This window comes from Anaeromyxobacter sp. SG17 (assembly GCF_022690695.1).
Lineage (GTDB): Bacteria > Myxococcota > Myxococcia > Myxococcales > Anaeromyxobacteraceae > Anaeromyxobacter > Anaeromyxobacter soli.
Window position 1 is genome coordinate 1 of record NZ_JALCYX010000089.1, and the last position, 15,650, is coordinate 15,650.

Here is a 15,650-nt window from a genome sequence, read left to right on the forward strand (position 1 = left end):
GCTGAGGGGCGGGCGCGGGGGCCTCGACGGGCTGCGCCCCGGCGGCCGGACCGGCCTGGGCGGCGGCCTTGGCGCGGTCGCGCTGGGCCTGGAGCATCCTCGGGTTCGGGGCGAGGATCATGAACATCTGGCGCCCTTCCATGCGGGGCGCCGCCTCGATCACCGCCACCTCGCGCAGGTCCTCGATGATCCGCTGGAGCACCTTCTGCCCGAGCTCGCGGTGCGACATCTCGCGGCCGCGGAAGGTCACCGTGATGCGCGCCTTGTTCGACTCGGCGAGGAACTCGCGGACCTTCTTGATCTTGGTCGCGTAGTCGTGCTCCTCGGTGCGCGGGCGGAGCTTCACTTCCTTGAGCTGGACGACGACCTGCTTCTTCTTGGCCTCGTTCTGCTTCTTCTTCTCGAGGTACTTGAACTTGCCGTAGTCCATGATCTTGCAGACTGGCGGCTTGGCCATGGGGCTGACCTCGACGAGGTCCATCCCCAGCTCCTGCGCCCGCGCCAATGCCTGCTCGATCGGAAGCACACCGAGCTGCTCGCCTTCGGGACCGATCGCACGGACCTCACGCGCCTTGATGCGGCGGTTGGTGCGCGCGTCCCGGTTCCCTCCCCCTCGGCTGTCTCGCTGCTGGATCGCCATGCTCCTCCACTACGGTCGCCGTCGCTCCCCAGGTGGCCTCAAAGGACGAGGCCCCGGGAGCGGGGCCGAAAAGACGCTGTAGGATAAGGATTTCACGAGCGAAGTCAAACGCGGCGGTGCGCCGGGGCCGCGACGGCGAGGGAGGGACCCGCCGCCGCGCCCGGCGCCCACCCTCCCCTACCTCGCGTTGGGGTCCGAGGAGTCCTTCTTGGCCTCGCGGATCCAGCTCATCATGTCGCGCAGGCGCTTGCCCACCTCCTCGATGGGATGCTGGGCCTCGGCCTCGCGCATCTTGTCGAACATGGGCCGCCCGACCTGGTTCTCGATGATGAACTCCTTCGCGAACTGGCCGCTCTGGATCTCGCGCAGGATCTTCCGCATCTCCTCCTTCGTCTGGCTCGTCACCACGCGCGGGCCGCGGGTGTAGTCGCCGTACTCGGCGGTGTCCGAGATGGAGTGACGCATCCAGGCGAGCCCACCCTCGTACATCAGGTCGACGATGAGCTTCAGCTCGTGCAGGCACTCGAAGTAGGCGCTCTCCGGCTGGTAGCCCGCCTCGGTGAGCACCTCGAAGCCCGCCTTCACGAGCGCCGAGGCGCCGCCGCAGAGGACCGCCTGCTCGCCGAACAGGTCGGTCTCCGTCTCCTCCTTGAAGGTCGTCTCGAGGACGCCGGCGCGCGTGCAGCCGATCCCCCGCGCGTACGCGAGCCCGACGGCCTTGGCCTGGCCGCTCGCGTCCTGGTGGACGGCGATGAGGCCGGGGATGCCGCGGCCGTCCTGGTACTGCCGGCGCACCATGTGGCCCGGCCCCTTCGGCGCGACGAGGAGCACGTCCACGCCCTCGGCGGCGCGGATCTGGCCGAAGTGCACGTTGAACCCGTGCGCGAAGAGGAGCGCCTTCCCCTTCGTCATGTGCTGCGCGATCTCCTCGTCGTAGACCTTCTTCTGCGTCTGGTCCGGGATGAGGACCATGATGACGTCGGCCTCGCGGGCGGCCTCCGCCACGGAGACGACGCGCAGCCCGGCGCCCTCGGCCTTCGCCTTCGAGCGCGAGCCCGCGCCGAGGCCGACGCGGACGTCGACCCCGGAGTCGCGGAGGTTGAGCGCGTGGGCGTGGCCCTGCGAGCCGTAGCCGATCACGGCGACCTTGCGCTTCTTGAGCAGGTCGAGGTTCGCGTCCTTGTCGTAATAGATGGTGGCAGCCATTCTTGGTTCCTCGCTACTTGAGATTGGGGGGAGCGAGCGTCTTGAAACCGCGCTCGAGGGCGATGCGTCCGGAGCGGCAGATCTCCTGGATTCCGAAGGGGCGCAGCCGGTCCTCGAGCGCGTCGAGCTTCCCGGCGTTGCCGCTCGCCTCGACGACGAGCGCGTCGGGCGAGACGTCCACGATGGTCGCCTCGTAGGTCTCGGCGAGCGCCCGGAGCTCGGCGTGGTTGCGCTCCGGGGTGTGGATCTTCACGAGCATGAGCTCGCGCTCGATGAGGTCCGCCGCCGAGAGCTCGCGGACCTCGACGACGGGGACGAGCTTCTGGACCTGCCGCACCACCTGCTCGACGGTCTTCGAGCCCAGGCGCACGACGATGGTCATGCGCGAGTACTCGGGCCGCTCCGTCGGTCCGACGGTGAGGCTCGCGATGTTGTACCCGCGCCGCGAGAAGAGGCCGGAGATGCGGTGGAGCACGCCCGGCTTGTTCTCGACGAGGAGGCTGATGGTGTGGGTGGACCCGTTGGGCTTCTCTTCGGTGCGTTCCATCCTAGTCACCTCCGCCGTCGATCATGTCGTTCAAGGGGGCGCCGGCCGGCACCATCGGGAACACCTTCTCCTGACGGCGGACCCGGACGTCGACGATGGTCGGGCCCTTCGAGTTCGCGAGCGCCTGATCGATGACCTGGTCCAGCTCCTCGGGCGTGCGCGCGCGGAGCCCGAGGCAGCCGTACGCGTCCGCGAGCTTCACGAGATCGGGGCGATCCGTGAGCGGCGTCTGCGCGAAGCGGCGCTCGTAGAAGAGCTCCTGCCACTGCCGGACCATGCCGAGGAACAGGTTGTTGAGGACGAAGATCTTGATCGGCAGCTCGAGGTCCACCGCGGTCGCGAGGTCCTGCAGCGTCATCTGGAACGAGCCGTCGCCGTCGATGCCGATCACGAGCTCGCCGGGCCGGCCGAGCTGGGCGCCGATCGCCGACGGGAGGCAGAAGCCCATCGTGCCGAGGCCGCCCGAGGTGATGAACTGGCGCGGCTCGGAGGTCCGCCACCACTGCGCCGCGAACATCTGGTGCTCGCCGACGCCGGTCGTGACGATGGCCTTCCCGCCCGTCTTCTTCCAGAGCGTGTCGACGACGTACTGCGGGAGCAGGTACTTCTGCCCGTCCTGCTCGTACTTGAGCGGGTACTTCTTCCTCCACTCGTCGATCCGCTTCCACCACGCCGAGAGGTCGGGCTTGCCGTGCGCGGCCTCCGCGCGGCGCACCTCGTCGGTGAGCTGCGGCAGGAGCCGCCTCAGGTCGCCGACGAGCGGGACCGTCGCGGTGACGAGCTTCGAGATCTCGGCGGGGTCGATGTCGAGGTGGACGATCTTCGCCTCGGGCGCGAAGGTCGAGAGCTTGCCCGTGACGCGGTCGTCGAAGCGCGCGCCGAGCGCGATGATGAGGTCCGAGTACTGCACGGCGTAGTTCGCGTACCGCGAGCCGTGCATGCCGAACATGCCGAGGCACTGCGAGCTCGTCTCGGGGAAGGCGCCCTTCCCGTGCACGGTCGTGACGACCGGCGCCCCCACGAGCTCCGCGAAGGCCGAGACCTCCTTGTGCGCGTCCGAGATCCGGACGCCGCCGCCGAGGTAGATGATCGGGCGCGTCGCGCCGCGGATGAGCACCGCGGCGTCCTTGAGCCGCGGCTCCTCGCGCACGGGCGGGTGGTAGCCGGGGATCTCGACGGTCTCCGGGTACTCGAACTCGAACTCGGTGTTCTGGATGTCCTTCGGGATGTCCACGAGCACCGGGCCCGGCCGCCCGGTGCGCGCGACGTAGAACGCCTCCTTGAGGATGCGCGGCAGGTCGTGCACGTCGGTCACGAGCCAGTTGTGCTTCGTGATGGGCATCGTGATGCCCGTGATGTCCGCCTCCTGGAAGGCGTCGGACCCGATGAGCGAGGTCGCGACGTTGCCCGTGATGGCGACGAGCGGGACCGAGTCCATGTACGCGTCGGCGATCGCGGTGACGAGGTTCGTCGCGCCGGGGCCGGACGTCCCGAAGCACACGCCGACCTTCCCGGTCGCGTGCGCGTACCCCTCCGCCGCGTGCCCGCCCACCTGCTCGTGGCGGATGAGCACCTGCTTCGGGCGCTCGCACCCCCACATCGCGTCGTAGATCGGCAGGATCGTCCCGCCGGGCATGCCGAAGACGTAGTCGACGCCCTCGGCCTCGAGCGCGCGGCGAACCGCCATCGCGCCCGTGATCTTCTCCTTGGCCATGTCTTCCTCGTGAAGCGCTTTACGTTCCGTGTGAGACCGCAGCTCGCGAGACGGAGACGGCGGGCCCTCCCCGCCCCGGCGAGCGCCGGGGCGAGGCGCCCGCCGCTATACCTTCGACTCGAACGCCGCGATGGCCTCCTCCTGCGAGAGCAGGAAGCCGAGCTCGTCGACGCCGTTCAGCAGGCAGTACTTCGCGAACCCGTCGAGGGGGAACGAGGCGGTCGTGCCGTCGGGCAGCGCGACCGTCTGCGAGGAGATGTCGATGCGGACCTTCGCGCCCGGCGCCGCGAGCAGCTTCGCGTGGCTCGCGGGATCGAGCACGACCGGGACGAGCCCGTTCTTGAGGGCGTTGTTGCGGAAGATGTCGGCGATGCGCGTCGAGACGACCGCGCGGATGCCGTGGTCGACGAGCGCCCACGGCGCGTGCTCGCGCGACGAGCCGCAGCCGAAGTTGTCGCCCGCGACGAGGACGGTGCAGCCCTGCGCCTCGGGGAGGTTCAGCACGAACTCGGGCCGCGGCTTCCCGCCGGCGTCGTAGCGCCAGTCGGAGAAGAGCGCCTTCCCGAGCCCCTGCTTGTCGGTGACCTTGAGGAAGCGCCCCGGGATGATCTGATCGGTGTCGATGTTCTCGCGCGGGATGACGACCGTGCGGCTCTCGATGGTGCGGATCGGTTCCATGGTCCTAGCCCTCCACCAGCCGCCGCGGATCGGCGACCGCGCCGGACACCGCCGCCGCCGCCGCCGTCGCCGGGCTCGCGAGCAGCGTCCGCCCGCCGGGCCCCTGGCGCCCCTCGAAGTTCCGGTTCGACGTCGAGACGCAGTACTGGCCGGGCTCGAGCATGTCGCCGTTCATGGCGAGGCACATCGAGCAGCCCGGCTCGCGCCACTCGGCGCCCGCGTCGCGGAAGATCCGGTCGAGCCCCTCCGCCTCCGCCGCCTTCTTCACGGCGTGGGAGCCCGCCACGACGAGCGTCCGCGTCCTCACCTTGCGGCCGCGCATCACCCTCGCCGCCTCGCGCAGATCCTCGAGCCGGCCGTTCGTGCAGCTCCCCACGAACACCACGTCGATCTTCTGCCCGAGGATGGGCTTCCCCGGCGTGAGCGCCATGTAGCGGAGCGCGCTCTCGAGCGTCGCGCGCGCGGCGGGATCCTTCTCTGCCCCCGGATCCGGGATGCGCCCGGTGACGGGGATGCCCTGCGCCGGGTTCGTGCCGAAGGTGACCATCGGCTCGAGGCGCGAGACGTCCACCGTCACCTCCCGGTCGTAGACCGCGCCGTCGTCCGTCGGGAGCCTTCGCCAGCGCGCCACCGCCGCCTCGAACGCGGCGCCCTGCGGGACGCGGGGCTTCCCGGCGAGCCACTGGAACGTGACGTCGTCGGGCGCGATCATCCCGGCCCGGGCGCCGCCCTCGATCGCCATGTTGCAGAGGGTCATGCGCCCTTCCATGGTGAGCGCGCGCACCGCCGGGCCCGTGAACTCCATCACGTGCCCCGTGCCGCCGCCCACGCCGATCTGGGCGATGATCGCGAGGACGAGGTCCTTCGCGGTGACGCCCGGCTGCAGGGCCCCCTCCACGCGGATGGCGAGCGAGCGCGGCTTGCGCTGGAGGAGACACTGCGTCGCGAGGACGTGGCCGACCTCGGACGTCCCGATGCCGAAGGCGAGCGCGCCGAAGGCGCCGTGGGTGGCGGTGTGGCTGTCGCCGCAGACCACCGTCATGCCCGGCTGCGTCGCCCCCATCTCCGGCCCGAAGACGTGCACGACGCCCTGCTGCGGATCGCCGAGGCCGTGGAGCTCCACGCCGAAGTCGCGCGCGTTCCGCTCGATCTGCGCGACCTGGGCCTCGTTCTGCGCGTCGTAGAACGGCCAGCGGCCGTCGGGCAGCCGCGGGAGCGTCGGGGTGGAGTGGTCGGTGGTGGCGAGCGTGCGGTCGGGGCGCCGGACCTTGAGGCTCCGCTCCCGCAGCATGGAGAACGCCTGCGGGCTCGTCACCTCGTGCATGAGGTGGAGGTCGACGTAGAGGACGGCGGGCGTCTCCGGCGTCTCGGCGCGGACGACGTGGGCGTCCCAGACCTTCTCGAACAGCGTGCGCGCGCGGCGCGCGTCGGTGGCGGCGGTCATCAGACGGTACCCATCTCCTCGCGGCGGGCCTCGTCGGTCGCCGGCGTCTTCAGCGCGATGCGGTTCACGACGTCGAGGAACGCGCGCGCCGACCCCTCGACGATGTCGGTCGAGAGCGCCCGGCCGCGGTAGACGCCGGACGCGTGCTCGACCTCGATCGACACCTCGCCCTGCGCGTCCTCGCCCGTCGAGACGCTCACGATCTGGTAGTCGCGCAGCTTCACCGGGATGCCGGTGATCTTCTCGATGGCGCGGTAGACGGCGTCGACCGGCCCGTCGCCGGTGGCCGCCTCGCGGCGCTGCTCGCCGCCGCGCGAGCGGAGCGCGATCGAGGCGACCGGGAGCGTGCCCGTGCCGGAGGTCGTCGACAGCGCCTCGAGCTCCCAGGCGCGGCCGCCCTGGGCGAGCATCTGGCCGTGGACGACGAGCGCCTCGATGTCGGCGTCGTAGATGTCCTTCTTCTTGTCGGCAAGGACCTTGAAGTCCTGGAAGACCTTGTCCACCGCGGCGTCCTCGAGCACGTAGCCGAGCGCCACGAGCCGCTCCTTCAGCGCGTGCCGGCCCGAGTGCTTGCCGAGGACGAGCTGGCTCTTCGTGAAGCCGACCTCCTCGGGGCGCATGATCTCGTAGGTCTCACGGTGGGTGAGCATCCCGTGCTGGTGGATGCCGGCCTCGTGGGCGAACGCGTTCTGGCCGACGATCGCCTTGTTGCGCTGCACGTGGAGGCCGGTCACCTGCGAGACCAGCCTGCTCGTCGGGTAGAGGCGCTCCGTCTTCACGCCCGTGCGCACGCCGAGGACGTCCTGCCGGGTGCGGAACGCCATCACGACCTCCTCGAGGGAGGCGTTGCCGGCGCGCTCGCCGATGCCGTTGATGGTGCACTCGACCTGGCGCGCCCCCGCCATGACACCCGCGAGGCTGTTGGCCACCGCGAGGCCCAGGTCGTTGTGGCAGTGCACCGACATGACCACGCCGTCGATGCCGCGCACGTGCTGCTTCAGGTAACGGAGGGTGTCCGCGTAGGTGGTCGGCAGCGCGTACCCCACCGTGTCCGGGATGTTCACCGTGCCGGCGCCGGCCTCGATCACCCGCTCGACCACCTCGGCGAGGAACTCGAGCTCCGTGCGGGCGGCGTCCTCGGTGGAGAACTCGACGTCGTCGAAGCGCTCGCGCGCGAGCTTCACGCCGTCCACCGCGCGGCGGATGATCTCGTCCTTCGCGAGCTTCAGCTTGAAGTCACGGTGGATGGGCGAGGTGGCCAGGAACACGTGGCAGCGGCGGCGCGGGGCGTCCTGCAGGCCCTTCCACGCGGCGTCGATGTCGCCCCGCGTGCAGCGGGCGAGGCTCGCGATGCTGGGGCCCTCGACCTCGCGCGATACGGCCTGGATGGCCTCGAGATCCCCCGGCGAGGCGGCCGCGAACCCGGCCTCGATGACGTCGACGCCCAGATCCCGCAGGGCCCGCGCGACCTGGAGCTTCTGCCCCAGGTTCATCGACGCCCCGGGCGACTGCTCGCCGTCGCGCAGCGTGGTGTCGAAGATGATGACCCTGTCGGCGTCTCTCACGGCAACGCTTTCTCCGCCGCCCTCGCGACGGGAACCCTGGGGTTTGCTCGCTTCTGAGCTGCGGTGGGAACGATCGGCGGCTGAGCTCGTGCTGGCTTGGGAAGAAACGGTCCGTTGTTCGGGGGAATCTGTCGACATGCGGTCTCCTGGCTCCTGTTTCGTTGGGGCCGGAGAACGTCGCCTGTCGGGGGCAACCTCTCCGGCCGGTTCGGCGGAAGAGGTCGCGGCGCGGCGTTAGCCTGACCGGGATACCTCTCCCGCCAGGCTAAGAAGTCGGTGCGCGCGTACGAGGAACATCAGAAAAACGAGCCTAGCGATCCGCGAGCGGACCTGTCAAGCGGGGCGCACGACGCGCACGGCGGGCCGCCGCGCTCCCTGCGAAGGAGCGGGCGCACGATCGCTGATCGAAGGGCGAGCACGACGCGATGGGCCTCGAGCCCGTCACTCCGCGTGGACGCTCGGATGATCGCCAAACGACGGCGTGATTCGCGAATCACCCGAGGTGATTCTCGAATCGCCGGCCGTCGCCTAGTACGGCGGCGTCGCCTCGCGGCGCAGCAGCGCCTCGAACGCGTCGAGCGACATGGTCTTGAGATCCTCGCCGCCGTGGCGGCGGGGCGCGACGCCCTTCGCCTCGACCTCCTTCTCGCCGATGACGAGCGAGAAGGGGATCTTCGCGAGCTGCGCGTTGCGGATCTTGGCGCCGAGCTTGTCGGAGGACTCGTCGAGCTCGACGCGCCAGCCCTGGGCCGCGAGCTTCGCCTGGACCTCGCGCGCCCAGGCGTCGAACCGGTCCGAGACCGTCACGACGCGCGCCTGCACCGGCGCGAGCCAGGCCGGGAAGACGCCGGCGTAGTGCTCGGTGAGGATGGCGATGAAGCGCTCGAAGGAGCCGTACACCGCGCGGTGGATGACGACCGGCCGGTGCTCGTGGTTGTCGTCGCCGACGTAGGTGAGGTCGAACCGCTCCGGCGCCGCGTAGTCGAGCTGGATCGTGCAGGTCTGCCACTTGCGGCCGAGCGAGTCGGTCACGACGAAGTCGATCTTCGGGCCGTAGAACGCGCCGTCGCCCGGGTTCAGCTCCCAGGGCAGGCCCATCTTGTCGAGCGCGGCGCGGAGCGCGCCCTCCGCCTTGTCCCAGAGCGCGTCGTCGCCGATCCGGTCCTCGGGCTTCAGCGGGCGGGTCGAGAAGAGCAGCGAGAACTCGAGCCCGAACGCGCCGTACACCGTCTTCATGAGCTCGACGATCCGGCTGACCTCCTCCGGGATCTGCGACTCCATGAGGTAGAGGTGCGCGTCGTCCTGCGCGAACTGGCGGACGCGGGTGAGCCCGCCGAGCGAGCCGGAGAGCTCGTTCCGGTGCAGCGTGTCCACCGTGAAGTAGCGGATGGGGAGCTCGCGGTACGAGCGCTTCCCCATCTTGTAGAGCAGGTGGTGCGAGGGGCAGTTCATCGGCTTGAGGCTCATCGAGAGCCGCTCGTCGACGGGGAGCGCCGGGTCCGACTCCTTGTCGAACACGAGGAACATGTTCTCGCGGTAGACGCCCCAGTGGCCGCTCTGCTCCCACAGCCGCTTGTTGAAGAGGAGCGGCGTCTTCACCTCCTGGTACCCGCCCTTCGTCACGAGGCGCCGCATCGCGTCCTCGAGGACGTTGTAGAGCGTGGTCCCGTTCGGCAGCCAGAACGCCGCGCCGGGCGCGACCTCGTGGAACGCGAACAGGCCGAGCGCGGGCCCGAGCTTGCGGTGATCGCGCTTCCGCACCTCCTCGAGCTTCGCGAGGTGCGCCTCGAGCTCCTTCTTGTCGAAGAAGGCGGTGCCGTAGATGCGCTGGAGCATCGCGTTCCGCGCGTCGCCGCGCCAGTACGCCCCCGCGACGTTGAGGAGCTTCACGACGCCGATGCGCTTGGTCGACGGACCGTGCGGGCCGAGGCAGAAGTCGACCCAGTCGCCGTGGCGGTAGAGCGTCAGCGTCTTCGCCCCGCGCGCGGCGATGTCCTTCACGATCTCGACCTTGTACTTCTCGCCCAACCCCTCGAAGAGCCCGAGCGCGGCGTCCATCGAGATCTCCTCGCGGACGAACGGGAGGTCGGCCGCGATGGCCTCGTTGGTCGCCTTCTCGATCTTCTCGAGGTCCTCCGGCGTGAAGGGCGTCTCGCGCGCGAAGTCGTAGTAGAAGCCGTCCTCGATCGCCGGGCCGATGGTGACCTGGGTGCCCGGGTAGAGCTTCTGGACGACCGACGCCATGACGTGCGCCGCGTCGTGGCGCGCGACCTCGAGCGCCTCGGGGCTCTTCGTGGTGACGATCTCGAGCTTCGCGTCGCGGTCGATCGCGCGCGAGAGGTCCACCGCCTCGCCGTCGAGCCTGGCGAAGTAGGCGGCCTTGGCGAGCCCGGGCCCGATCGACGTCTTCACGAAGTCGAGGACGGTGGTGCCGCGCGGCGCGTCCTTCTGGCTGCCGTCGGGGAGGGTCACCTTCACGAGATCGGACATGGTCGTCTTCCTTAACCGCGCGCGGCGCGAAAGGCCAGCGGCGACGCGCTTGTAGCCCACGGGACGGTCGCCATCAAGCACTCCCCGCGAGCCGATGAGCGAGGGGATGCGGCGTTCTCGACCCCGTCCGATCGCGCTCGGTCGAGAGCGCCGCTCCCACGCCGTGGCCGGAGCGGCGTCGAGCTGGACGGGTTCTACTGCAGCACGCCGTCCGGCGAGATCTTCGCGACGAACGCGTCGGTGTCCCCCTCCGACGCCCCCGGGAAGATCGTGTCTCCGCCGACGTATGCGTCGCCCGCGCCGTCCACGACGAGATCGCCGATCGTCCACGTCGTGGAGACGTCGCCGAACTCGAGGCTCCAGACGGCCTCCCCGTTCACGTCGTAGCGGCTCACGCGCGCCCGGGTGCTCGGCCACTCCCCGACGGGCGCCGAAGACCACAGGTGATCGCCCGGGCCAGCGGCGATGACCTCTCCCGGCGCGTCGTTCGAGTCCCGTGGGAAGCGGTGGATCCACACCTTCTCACCGGTGGAGGTGTAGCGCGCGAGGAACGTGACGTCCGTCGGCGTCTGCGTGTACGTGTAAATCCACCCGACCACCGAGACGGTCCCCGTCGGCCCGACGGCCACGCGACGCCCGGAGTAAGTGGGGGGCGCCAAGCCGGTCGACCCGCCGCCGTCCGTCGCGATCAGAACCTCCCACATCGGCGCCCCGTCCGGCCCGAGCTTCGCGACGAACGCGTCCTCTCGGCCGTCGGGCTGGTGCCCTCGCCGGCGACATGGATGGCGCCGTCGGCGCCGAGCGCCATCGAGATCGGCGTGCGGAGCGGGGGGAGTGGCACGGTCGCGAGCAGACCTCTTTCGGCGTCGTACTTCCGGATCTCCCACCCGGTGTCGGTGAACCGTCACGTGAATCACGCCGTCACGATCCAGCGCGACGCAGGGCGCCGCGGGCATGTTCGACTGCACGAGCGTGAGTCTCCAGAACAGCTCCCCCGTCGCGTCGACCTTGAAGAGCTCGGCGGGCGCCCACTTCCAGCTCGACAGCGAAACGTAGGTGTTGCCGGACGCCGGCAGGGTCGTATCCGGCGATCAGAAGGTAGAGGTCGGGCGTGCCGAGCATCATCTTCGCTGCGTGCACTTGGAGGGCATCGCCGTCGACGGGGCACCTCGCGCGTGTGCCCACCGCAGCGCGCCCTGTCCTGCAGCACTCCTTCCAGGCGACCGTGCATCCGAGCGCCAATCGAGCGAGGGCGCCTCCCACCGTGCGTGCTCAGAGCACGACGACCTCTGGCTGGCGACCCGTCACCGGGTGCACTCGAACATGTTCGGGTCGGACCAGAGGTCGCGCTTCCGCGTCATGCACCGGAGCGAACGCGCCAACCACGTGATCGCGAGGTTCACGCCGCCATCCGGTGGACCGCTGGGAGAATCGAGAGGGCCGCTTCGCTCAAGGCCCAGGCGACCGCGAGACCGGGGCGCGAGAGCATGAACTCGTCGCCCGGCTCGAGCACGTGGTCGTCGAGGTCGCTCTCCTGCGTGACGAGCACGGTGCCGCGCTCGACCCGCACGACGATCCCGATCCCCGCGGGCAGCCGCAGCGCCGCGTTCTCCGGGAGTTCCCACATCTCGCTGGTCGTCGTCCTGCTCGTCGTCATGGCTCGCCCTTTCGACGCCGCTCTCCCGCGTACGCCCGTCGTCACTACGTGGAGCGGGCTCACTGGTTACAGTGGCGGCGAGAAGGGTGCGCCGGCACCGCTCGGTGCTGCGCACGGGGTGCGCGCCGTTGCCCGGCCTTTCGCGAAGAGCCGCCGCTGCGCGTCACACCCGCGGCACGTTGCGGCCATCGTGCTTCGCACCGGCATCGCCGCTGCGAAGCGGAGCGGTGCGCCCAGTCGAGCTCACCGCCGCCCGTTTCGAGCCGCGGGTTCCCGAAGGTGTTCGACGTGCCGCGATCGGAAGACGCCGTTACCCGGTTCGTTACCCAGCCGCGGCCGGAAACAAAAACGGGGACCCAGCGCGAGCCAGGTCCCCGTCATTGTTGTAGGCCCGGTCAGGATTGAACTGACGACCCCTACCGTGTCAAGGTAGTGCTCTACCACTGAGCTACGGGCCTGTTCCGCAACGGCGAGGCGCGTTTATAGCCCACTTTCCGCCGGAGTCAACGGGGAAGGCGAACGCTCGGAGCGTGCCCCGCGACGGCCGCCGGGGTGGCCGCGGAGTGCTCCCCTCGGCGCGGGAAAAGACCCTTCAGAAGAACACGTCCTCCGCCGGCCGAGCGATCCCCCGCCACTCGCGGAGCCGGGCGCGGGGGCGGCCGTCGACGTACTCTACGTGGGCGTACGTGAGCTGCTCCGTTCGCCCCAGGTTGCCGACGTCGAGCGACGTCATCGCGTTCCAGGTGCCGGTGTTCAGGTAGACCTTGTCGCGGGCGTACTCACGGTAGATCGGCACGTGCGTGTGGCCCATGATCACGGTGTGGTAGCCCTTGCGCGCGAGGAGGTGGCGCGCCTCGTGCTCCAGGGTGGGGAACGCGGTGTAGCGCACGAGCCGCTTCGCGAGGTCTGCGAGCGGCATCGGGTCGAGGTGGGGGATCTTCTTCAGCGCGGCCGCGGCGGCGAAGCGGATCGACCGCAGGGAGATGCGGAAGACCGCCTCGGGGTCGTTGAGGAGCGCCCACCGGTAGTAGCTCGCGAAGGGGGCGACCTTGTCGATGTACGGGCGCTGCGCCTTCTCCTCGTTCAGCACCGAGATGATGTAGCGGGACCCGAGCGGCAGGTTGAGGAACAGCTCGCCCTTGCGCTCGCGGAAGTAGCGGTTCGGGTTGAAGGCGTTCATCGGCTCGCGCTGCATGCCGTGCTCGACGTGCACGCCGTCGAAGTCGTAGCCGTCGAGGAGGAAGCGGTGCGTCCCGCCGATGCGCCGCGCGATGACCTCGCGCACCCCGGCGAAGAGCAGGCCGGGATCGTGGTTGCCCATGAGGAACGTGACGCTCCGCCGGGCGTCGCCCGCGAAGCGCGCCACCGCGTCGAAGACGTGCGGGTGACCGCGCAGGATCGCCTCGGTCTTCTCGACCGCGACGCGCTCGGTGATCGCCTCCTGCAGGCGGCCGTCGAGGTCGACCGAGAGCAGGTTGAAGAAGTCGCCGTTCACGATGAGCTCGGTCTCGGCGCCCGCGAACTCGCCCTCCCGGTGGTAGTCGAGGAACTCGGCGAACTTCCCGTCCTGGCGGAAGTCCTCGAACACGTTGACCGAGCCGTCCTCGCGATAGGGCCCCTTCCCCAGGTGGAAGTCGGAGATGACGAGCTTGAGCTTCCGGGAGGGCATCCGCCGGTAAGTTATTCATGGCCGCTCGTCCGGGAAGCGACTGGCTGTCGTTCCGGGTCACCGTGATGGGGCGCGCAGCGCGCGGACGAAGAGCAGGAAGTACTGGCCGAACGACACCGCCACGCACTGCGCGGTGAGGAGGGCCCAGGCCGCCACGTTCGGGCCGGTAACGGCGCGGGGGTAGGCGCCGTAGTCGGCGGCCAGCGCGAACACGACCGTGGCGGCGAGCCCGAACGTGGCGTACTTGCCGATGCGCGTCGGCGCGATGGGGACGGGCCGGTGGGTCGTCCGCAGGAGCACCGCCCCCGCGATCTGCAGCGCGTCGCGGGAGACGACGAGCACCGGGAACCACAGCGGGAGCCTCCCGGTCGCCGCGAGCGCGACGAGGGCGCACGCCGCGAGGACCTTGTCGGCGATGGGATCGAGGGCTGCGCCGAGGCGGGTGTGCTGGCGGAGCGCGCGCGCGACGAGGCCATCGAGGACGTCCGTCGCCGCCGCGGCCGCGAACGCGGCGAGCGCACGGAGCCGATCGCCGCTCACGTAGAGGACGAGGAACACCGGCGCGAGCACGAGCCGGAGCGCGGTGAGCCCGTTCGCGAGCGTGTACGGCCCGGGCTCGCGGGCCTCCCCGTCTCCTCCCCTCTCCTGCCCATCGCGCACGTGCCCTCCCTTCCGCGAAGCGCCCATCACGCCTGGAACCGGTCGCGCAGCGCGCGGAGCGCGACGAACCGCGCCACGTCGTCTACGTAGGTCGCGCCGGACGCGCGCGCGGCGACGGCCTCGCGGATCTCGGGCGCGCCCACGCGCAGGAACGGGTTCACCGCGCGCTCCTCGGCGAGCGTCCACGCGGGCGGCTCCGCGCCGGCCGCGTGCGCCGCCCGGACCTGCGCGAGCCGGGCGCGGGCGGCGGCATTTCCCGGCTCGAGCGCGAGCGCGAACGGCAGGTTCGCCTCCGCGTAGTCGTGGCCGGGGTGGACCTCGAACGCGCCGTCGAGCGCGGCGAGGGTCCCGAGGAAGCTCTCCGCGAGCCGCGCCGGATCCCCGCCGTGCCGGCAGTTGCCGCAGCCTCCCCAGAACAGCGTGTCGCCGGTGAGGAGCTTGCCGCGCCAGGCGTACAGCACCGACCCCGGCGTGTGCCCCGGCGCCGCATGCACGTCCACCCGCACCGCGCCCAGGGAGAGCGTCCGGCGGCCGGAGACCTCCACGTCCGGCGCGAACCACGCCGCGTCGCCGCCGTGGCCGTAGACCTCGACCGCGGGGGCGCCGAGCGCTGCGCGCACCTCGGCCGAGCCGCCGGTGTGGTCGGCGTGACCGTGCGTGTGGAGGATGAAGCGCGGGCGGACGCCGTGGTCCGCCGCGAGCGCGAGCGCGACCCGCGCGTCGCCCGGATCGACCAGGACCGCGTCGTCCCCCTCGGCGAGCAGGTAGACGTAGTTGTCGCGGTGGTAGCGGCGGCGGTCGAAGAGCACCTCTCTCTCCTACCGCGGAGCCGCCGCGGCCGTCAGACGTCGTGCGGGTAGTGCGTGAGCCCGATCCGGTTCCCCTCCGGATCGTGGAAGTAGATCGTCCAGCGGGTGCGGTGGATCACGCGCACACCCGCCTCGTCGAGCCGGTCCTCCCAGGCGCCCCGCTCGGACGGGGAGATGCGGAGCGCGAGCAGGTGCAGCCCCGCCCGGCCGTCCCGCCACGGGCGCTGCTCGGGCCGCTCCTCCGCCCGCTCGAGCGCGAGGAACGCCCCCTCACCCTCTCCTACCGAGAGCCACACGCTCCGGTCCCCGCCACCCTCCTCGCGCGGCCACCGCTTCAGCACGGGGAGGCCCAGCAGGTCCCGGTAGAACGTCTCGCATCGGTCGAGGTCGGCGCACTGGATCGCGAGGTGGTGGAAGGCGAGCGGCACGGCGCGAGGTTAGCGCCAATGCCACTCACTTAGCGACCGGGCGGCTGCGGGCGTAGTTGCTCATCTTCAGCTTCACCGCGCGCGGGTAGCTTCGTTCGCGCCGTGGTGGCAGAACGAATCGAGCGACTGCGGCCCGCAGCTCG

At 70.6% G+C, this 15,650-nt stretch carries 14 protein-coding genes and 1 tRNA gene; all 15 read right to left on the minus strand.

Features of this window, described 5'->3' with window-relative positions; all coding sequences use genetic code 11:
- Positions 1 to 640 (minus strand): translation initiation factor IF-3 (infC, locus tag MNY60_RS20940; RefSeq protein WP_242361754.1); only part of this gene is annotated, 640 nt, incomplete at its 3' end.
- A gap of 177 nt (positions 641 to 817) precedes the next feature.
- On the minus strand, positions 818 to 1,846 hold the full coding sequence (gene ilvC / locus MNY60_RS20945) for a ketol-acid reductoisomerase (RefSeq protein ID WP_242335233.1): 1,029 nt from the start codon (positions 1,844 to 1,846) through the stop codon (positions 818 to 820).
- A 13-nt stretch (positions 1,847 to 1,859) separates the two neighbouring features.
- A complete protein-coding gene (ilvN, locus tag MNY60_RS20950; protein ID WP_242335236.1) occupies positions 1,860 to 2,393 on the minus strand; it encodes an acetolactate synthase small subunit in 534 nt (177 codons plus the stop codon).
- A gap of 1 nt (position 2,394) precedes the next feature.
- The gene (ilvB, locus tag MNY60_RS20955; RefSeq protein WP_242335239.1) at positions 2,395 to 4,107 is read right to left on the minus strand and encodes a biosynthetic-type acetolactate synthase large subunit; all 1,713 of its coding nucleotides are present in this window, start codon (positions 4,105 to 4,107) and stop codon (positions 2,395 to 2,397) included.
- Positions 4,108 to 4,212: 105 nt separating this feature from the next.
- Positions 4,213 to 4,785, minus strand: coding sequence for a 3-isopropylmalate dehydratase small subunit (leuD, locus tag MNY60_RS20960; protein ID WP_242335242.1), 573 nt, complete (start codon positions 4,783 to 4,785; stop codon positions 4,213 to 4,215).
- Between the two features lie 4 nt (positions 4,786 to 4,789).
- Positions 4,790 to 6,229 carry a 3-isopropylmalate dehydratase large subunit gene (gene leuC / locus MNY60_RS20965; RefSeq protein ID WP_242352390.1) on the minus strand — a complete coding sequence of 480 codons (1,440 nt, stop codon included), beginning with the start codon at positions 6,227 to 6,229 and terminating at the stop codon, positions 4,790 to 4,792.
- The gene (locus MNY60_RS20970; protein ID WP_242352392.1) at positions 6,229 to 7,794 is read right to left on the minus strand and encodes a 2-isopropylmalate synthase; all 1,566 of its coding nucleotides are present in this window, start codon (positions 7,792 to 7,794) and stop codon (positions 6,229 to 6,231) included. The genes leuC and MNY60_RS20970 overlap by 1 nt, the downstream gene beginning before the upstream one ends.
- Before the next feature lie 528 nt (positions 7,795 to 8,322).
- Positions 8,323 to 10,284 (minus strand): threonine--tRNA ligase, encoded by a 1,962-nt coding sequence (gene thrS / locus MNY60_RS20975; RefSeq protein WP_242335251.1) that lies wholly within the window; start codon positions 10,282 to 10,284, stop codon positions 8,323 to 8,325.
- Between the two features lie 194 nt (positions 10,285 to 10,478).
- Entirely contained in the window at positions 10,479 to 10,943 is a 465-nt protein-coding gene (locus tag MNY60_RS20980; protein WP_242361758.1) for a hypothetical protein, read from the minus strand.
- Between the two features lie 740 nt (positions 10,944 to 11,683).
- Positions 11,684 to 11,941, minus strand: coding sequence for a DUF2917 domain-containing protein (locus MNY60_RS20985; RefSeq protein ID WP_242361759.1), 258 nt, complete (start codon positions 11,939 to 11,941; stop codon positions 11,684 to 11,686).
- Positions 11,942 to 12,327: 386 nt separating this feature from the next.
- Positions 12,328 to 12,399, minus strand: a tRNA-Val gene (locus MNY60_RS20990).
- A gap of 134 nt (positions 12,400 to 12,533) precedes the next feature.
- Positions 12,534 to 13,610, minus strand: a complete 1,077-nt coding sequence (locus MNY60_RS20995; RefSeq protein ID WP_242335328.1) for a metallophosphoesterase — start codon at positions 13,608 to 13,610, stop codon at positions 12,534 to 12,536.
- Positions 13,611 to 13,667: 57 nt separating this feature from the next.
- Positions 13,668 to 14,270, minus strand: coding sequence for a CDP-alcohol phosphatidyltransferase family protein (locus MNY60_RS21000; RefSeq protein ID WP_242361761.1), 603 nt, complete (start codon positions 14,268 to 14,270; stop codon positions 13,668 to 13,670).
- A 26-nt stretch (positions 14,271 to 14,296) separates the two neighbouring features.
- A complete protein-coding gene (locus tag MNY60_RS21005; protein ID WP_242361763.1) occupies positions 14,297 to 15,079 on the minus strand; it encodes a hydroxyacylglutathione hydrolase C-terminal domain-containing protein in 783 nt (260 codons plus the stop codon).
- 32 nt (positions 15,080 to 15,111) lie between these two features.
- The gene (locus MNY60_RS21010; RefSeq protein ID WP_242335337.1) at positions 15,112 to 15,507 is read right to left on the minus strand and encodes a VOC family protein; all 396 of its coding nucleotides are present in this window, start codon (positions 15,505 to 15,507) and stop codon (positions 15,112 to 15,114) included.
- Between the last annotated feature and the right edge of the window lie 143 nt (positions 15,508 to 15,650).

Excerpts from the sequence above, each read along its gene's own strand:
- ilvC (WP_242335233.1), bottom strand. The coding sequence starts at position 1,846 with ATGGCTGCCACCATCTATTACGACAAGGACGCGAACCTCGACCTGCTC.
- ilvN (WP_242335236.1), bottom strand. The coding sequence starts at position 2,393 with ATGGAACGCACCGAAGAGAAGCCCAACGGGTCCACCCACACCATCAGC.
- ilvB (WP_242335239.1), bottom strand. The coding sequence starts at position 4,107 with ATGGCCAAGGAGAAGATCACGGGCGCGATGGCGGTTCGCCGCGCGCTC.
- leuD (WP_242335242.1), bottom strand. The coding sequence starts at position 4,785 with ATGGAACCGATCCGCACCATCGAGAGCCGCACGGTCGTCATCCCGCGC.
- leuC (WP_242352390.1), bottom strand. The coding sequence starts at position 6,229 with ATGACCGCCGCCACCGACGCGCGCCGCGCGCGCACGCTGTTCGAGAAG.
- thrS (WP_242335251.1), bottom strand. The coding sequence starts at position 10,284 with ATGTCCGATCTCGTGAAGGTGACCCTCCCCGACGGCAGCCAGAAGGAC.
- MNY60_RS20985 (WP_242361759.1), bottom strand. The coding sequence starts at position 11,941 with ATGACGACGAGCAGGACGACGACCAGCGAGATGTGGGAACTCCCGGAG.
- MNY60_RS20995 (WP_242335328.1), bottom strand. The coding sequence starts at position 13,610 with ATGCCCTCCCGGAAGCTCAAGCTCGTCATCTCCGACTTCCACCTGGGG.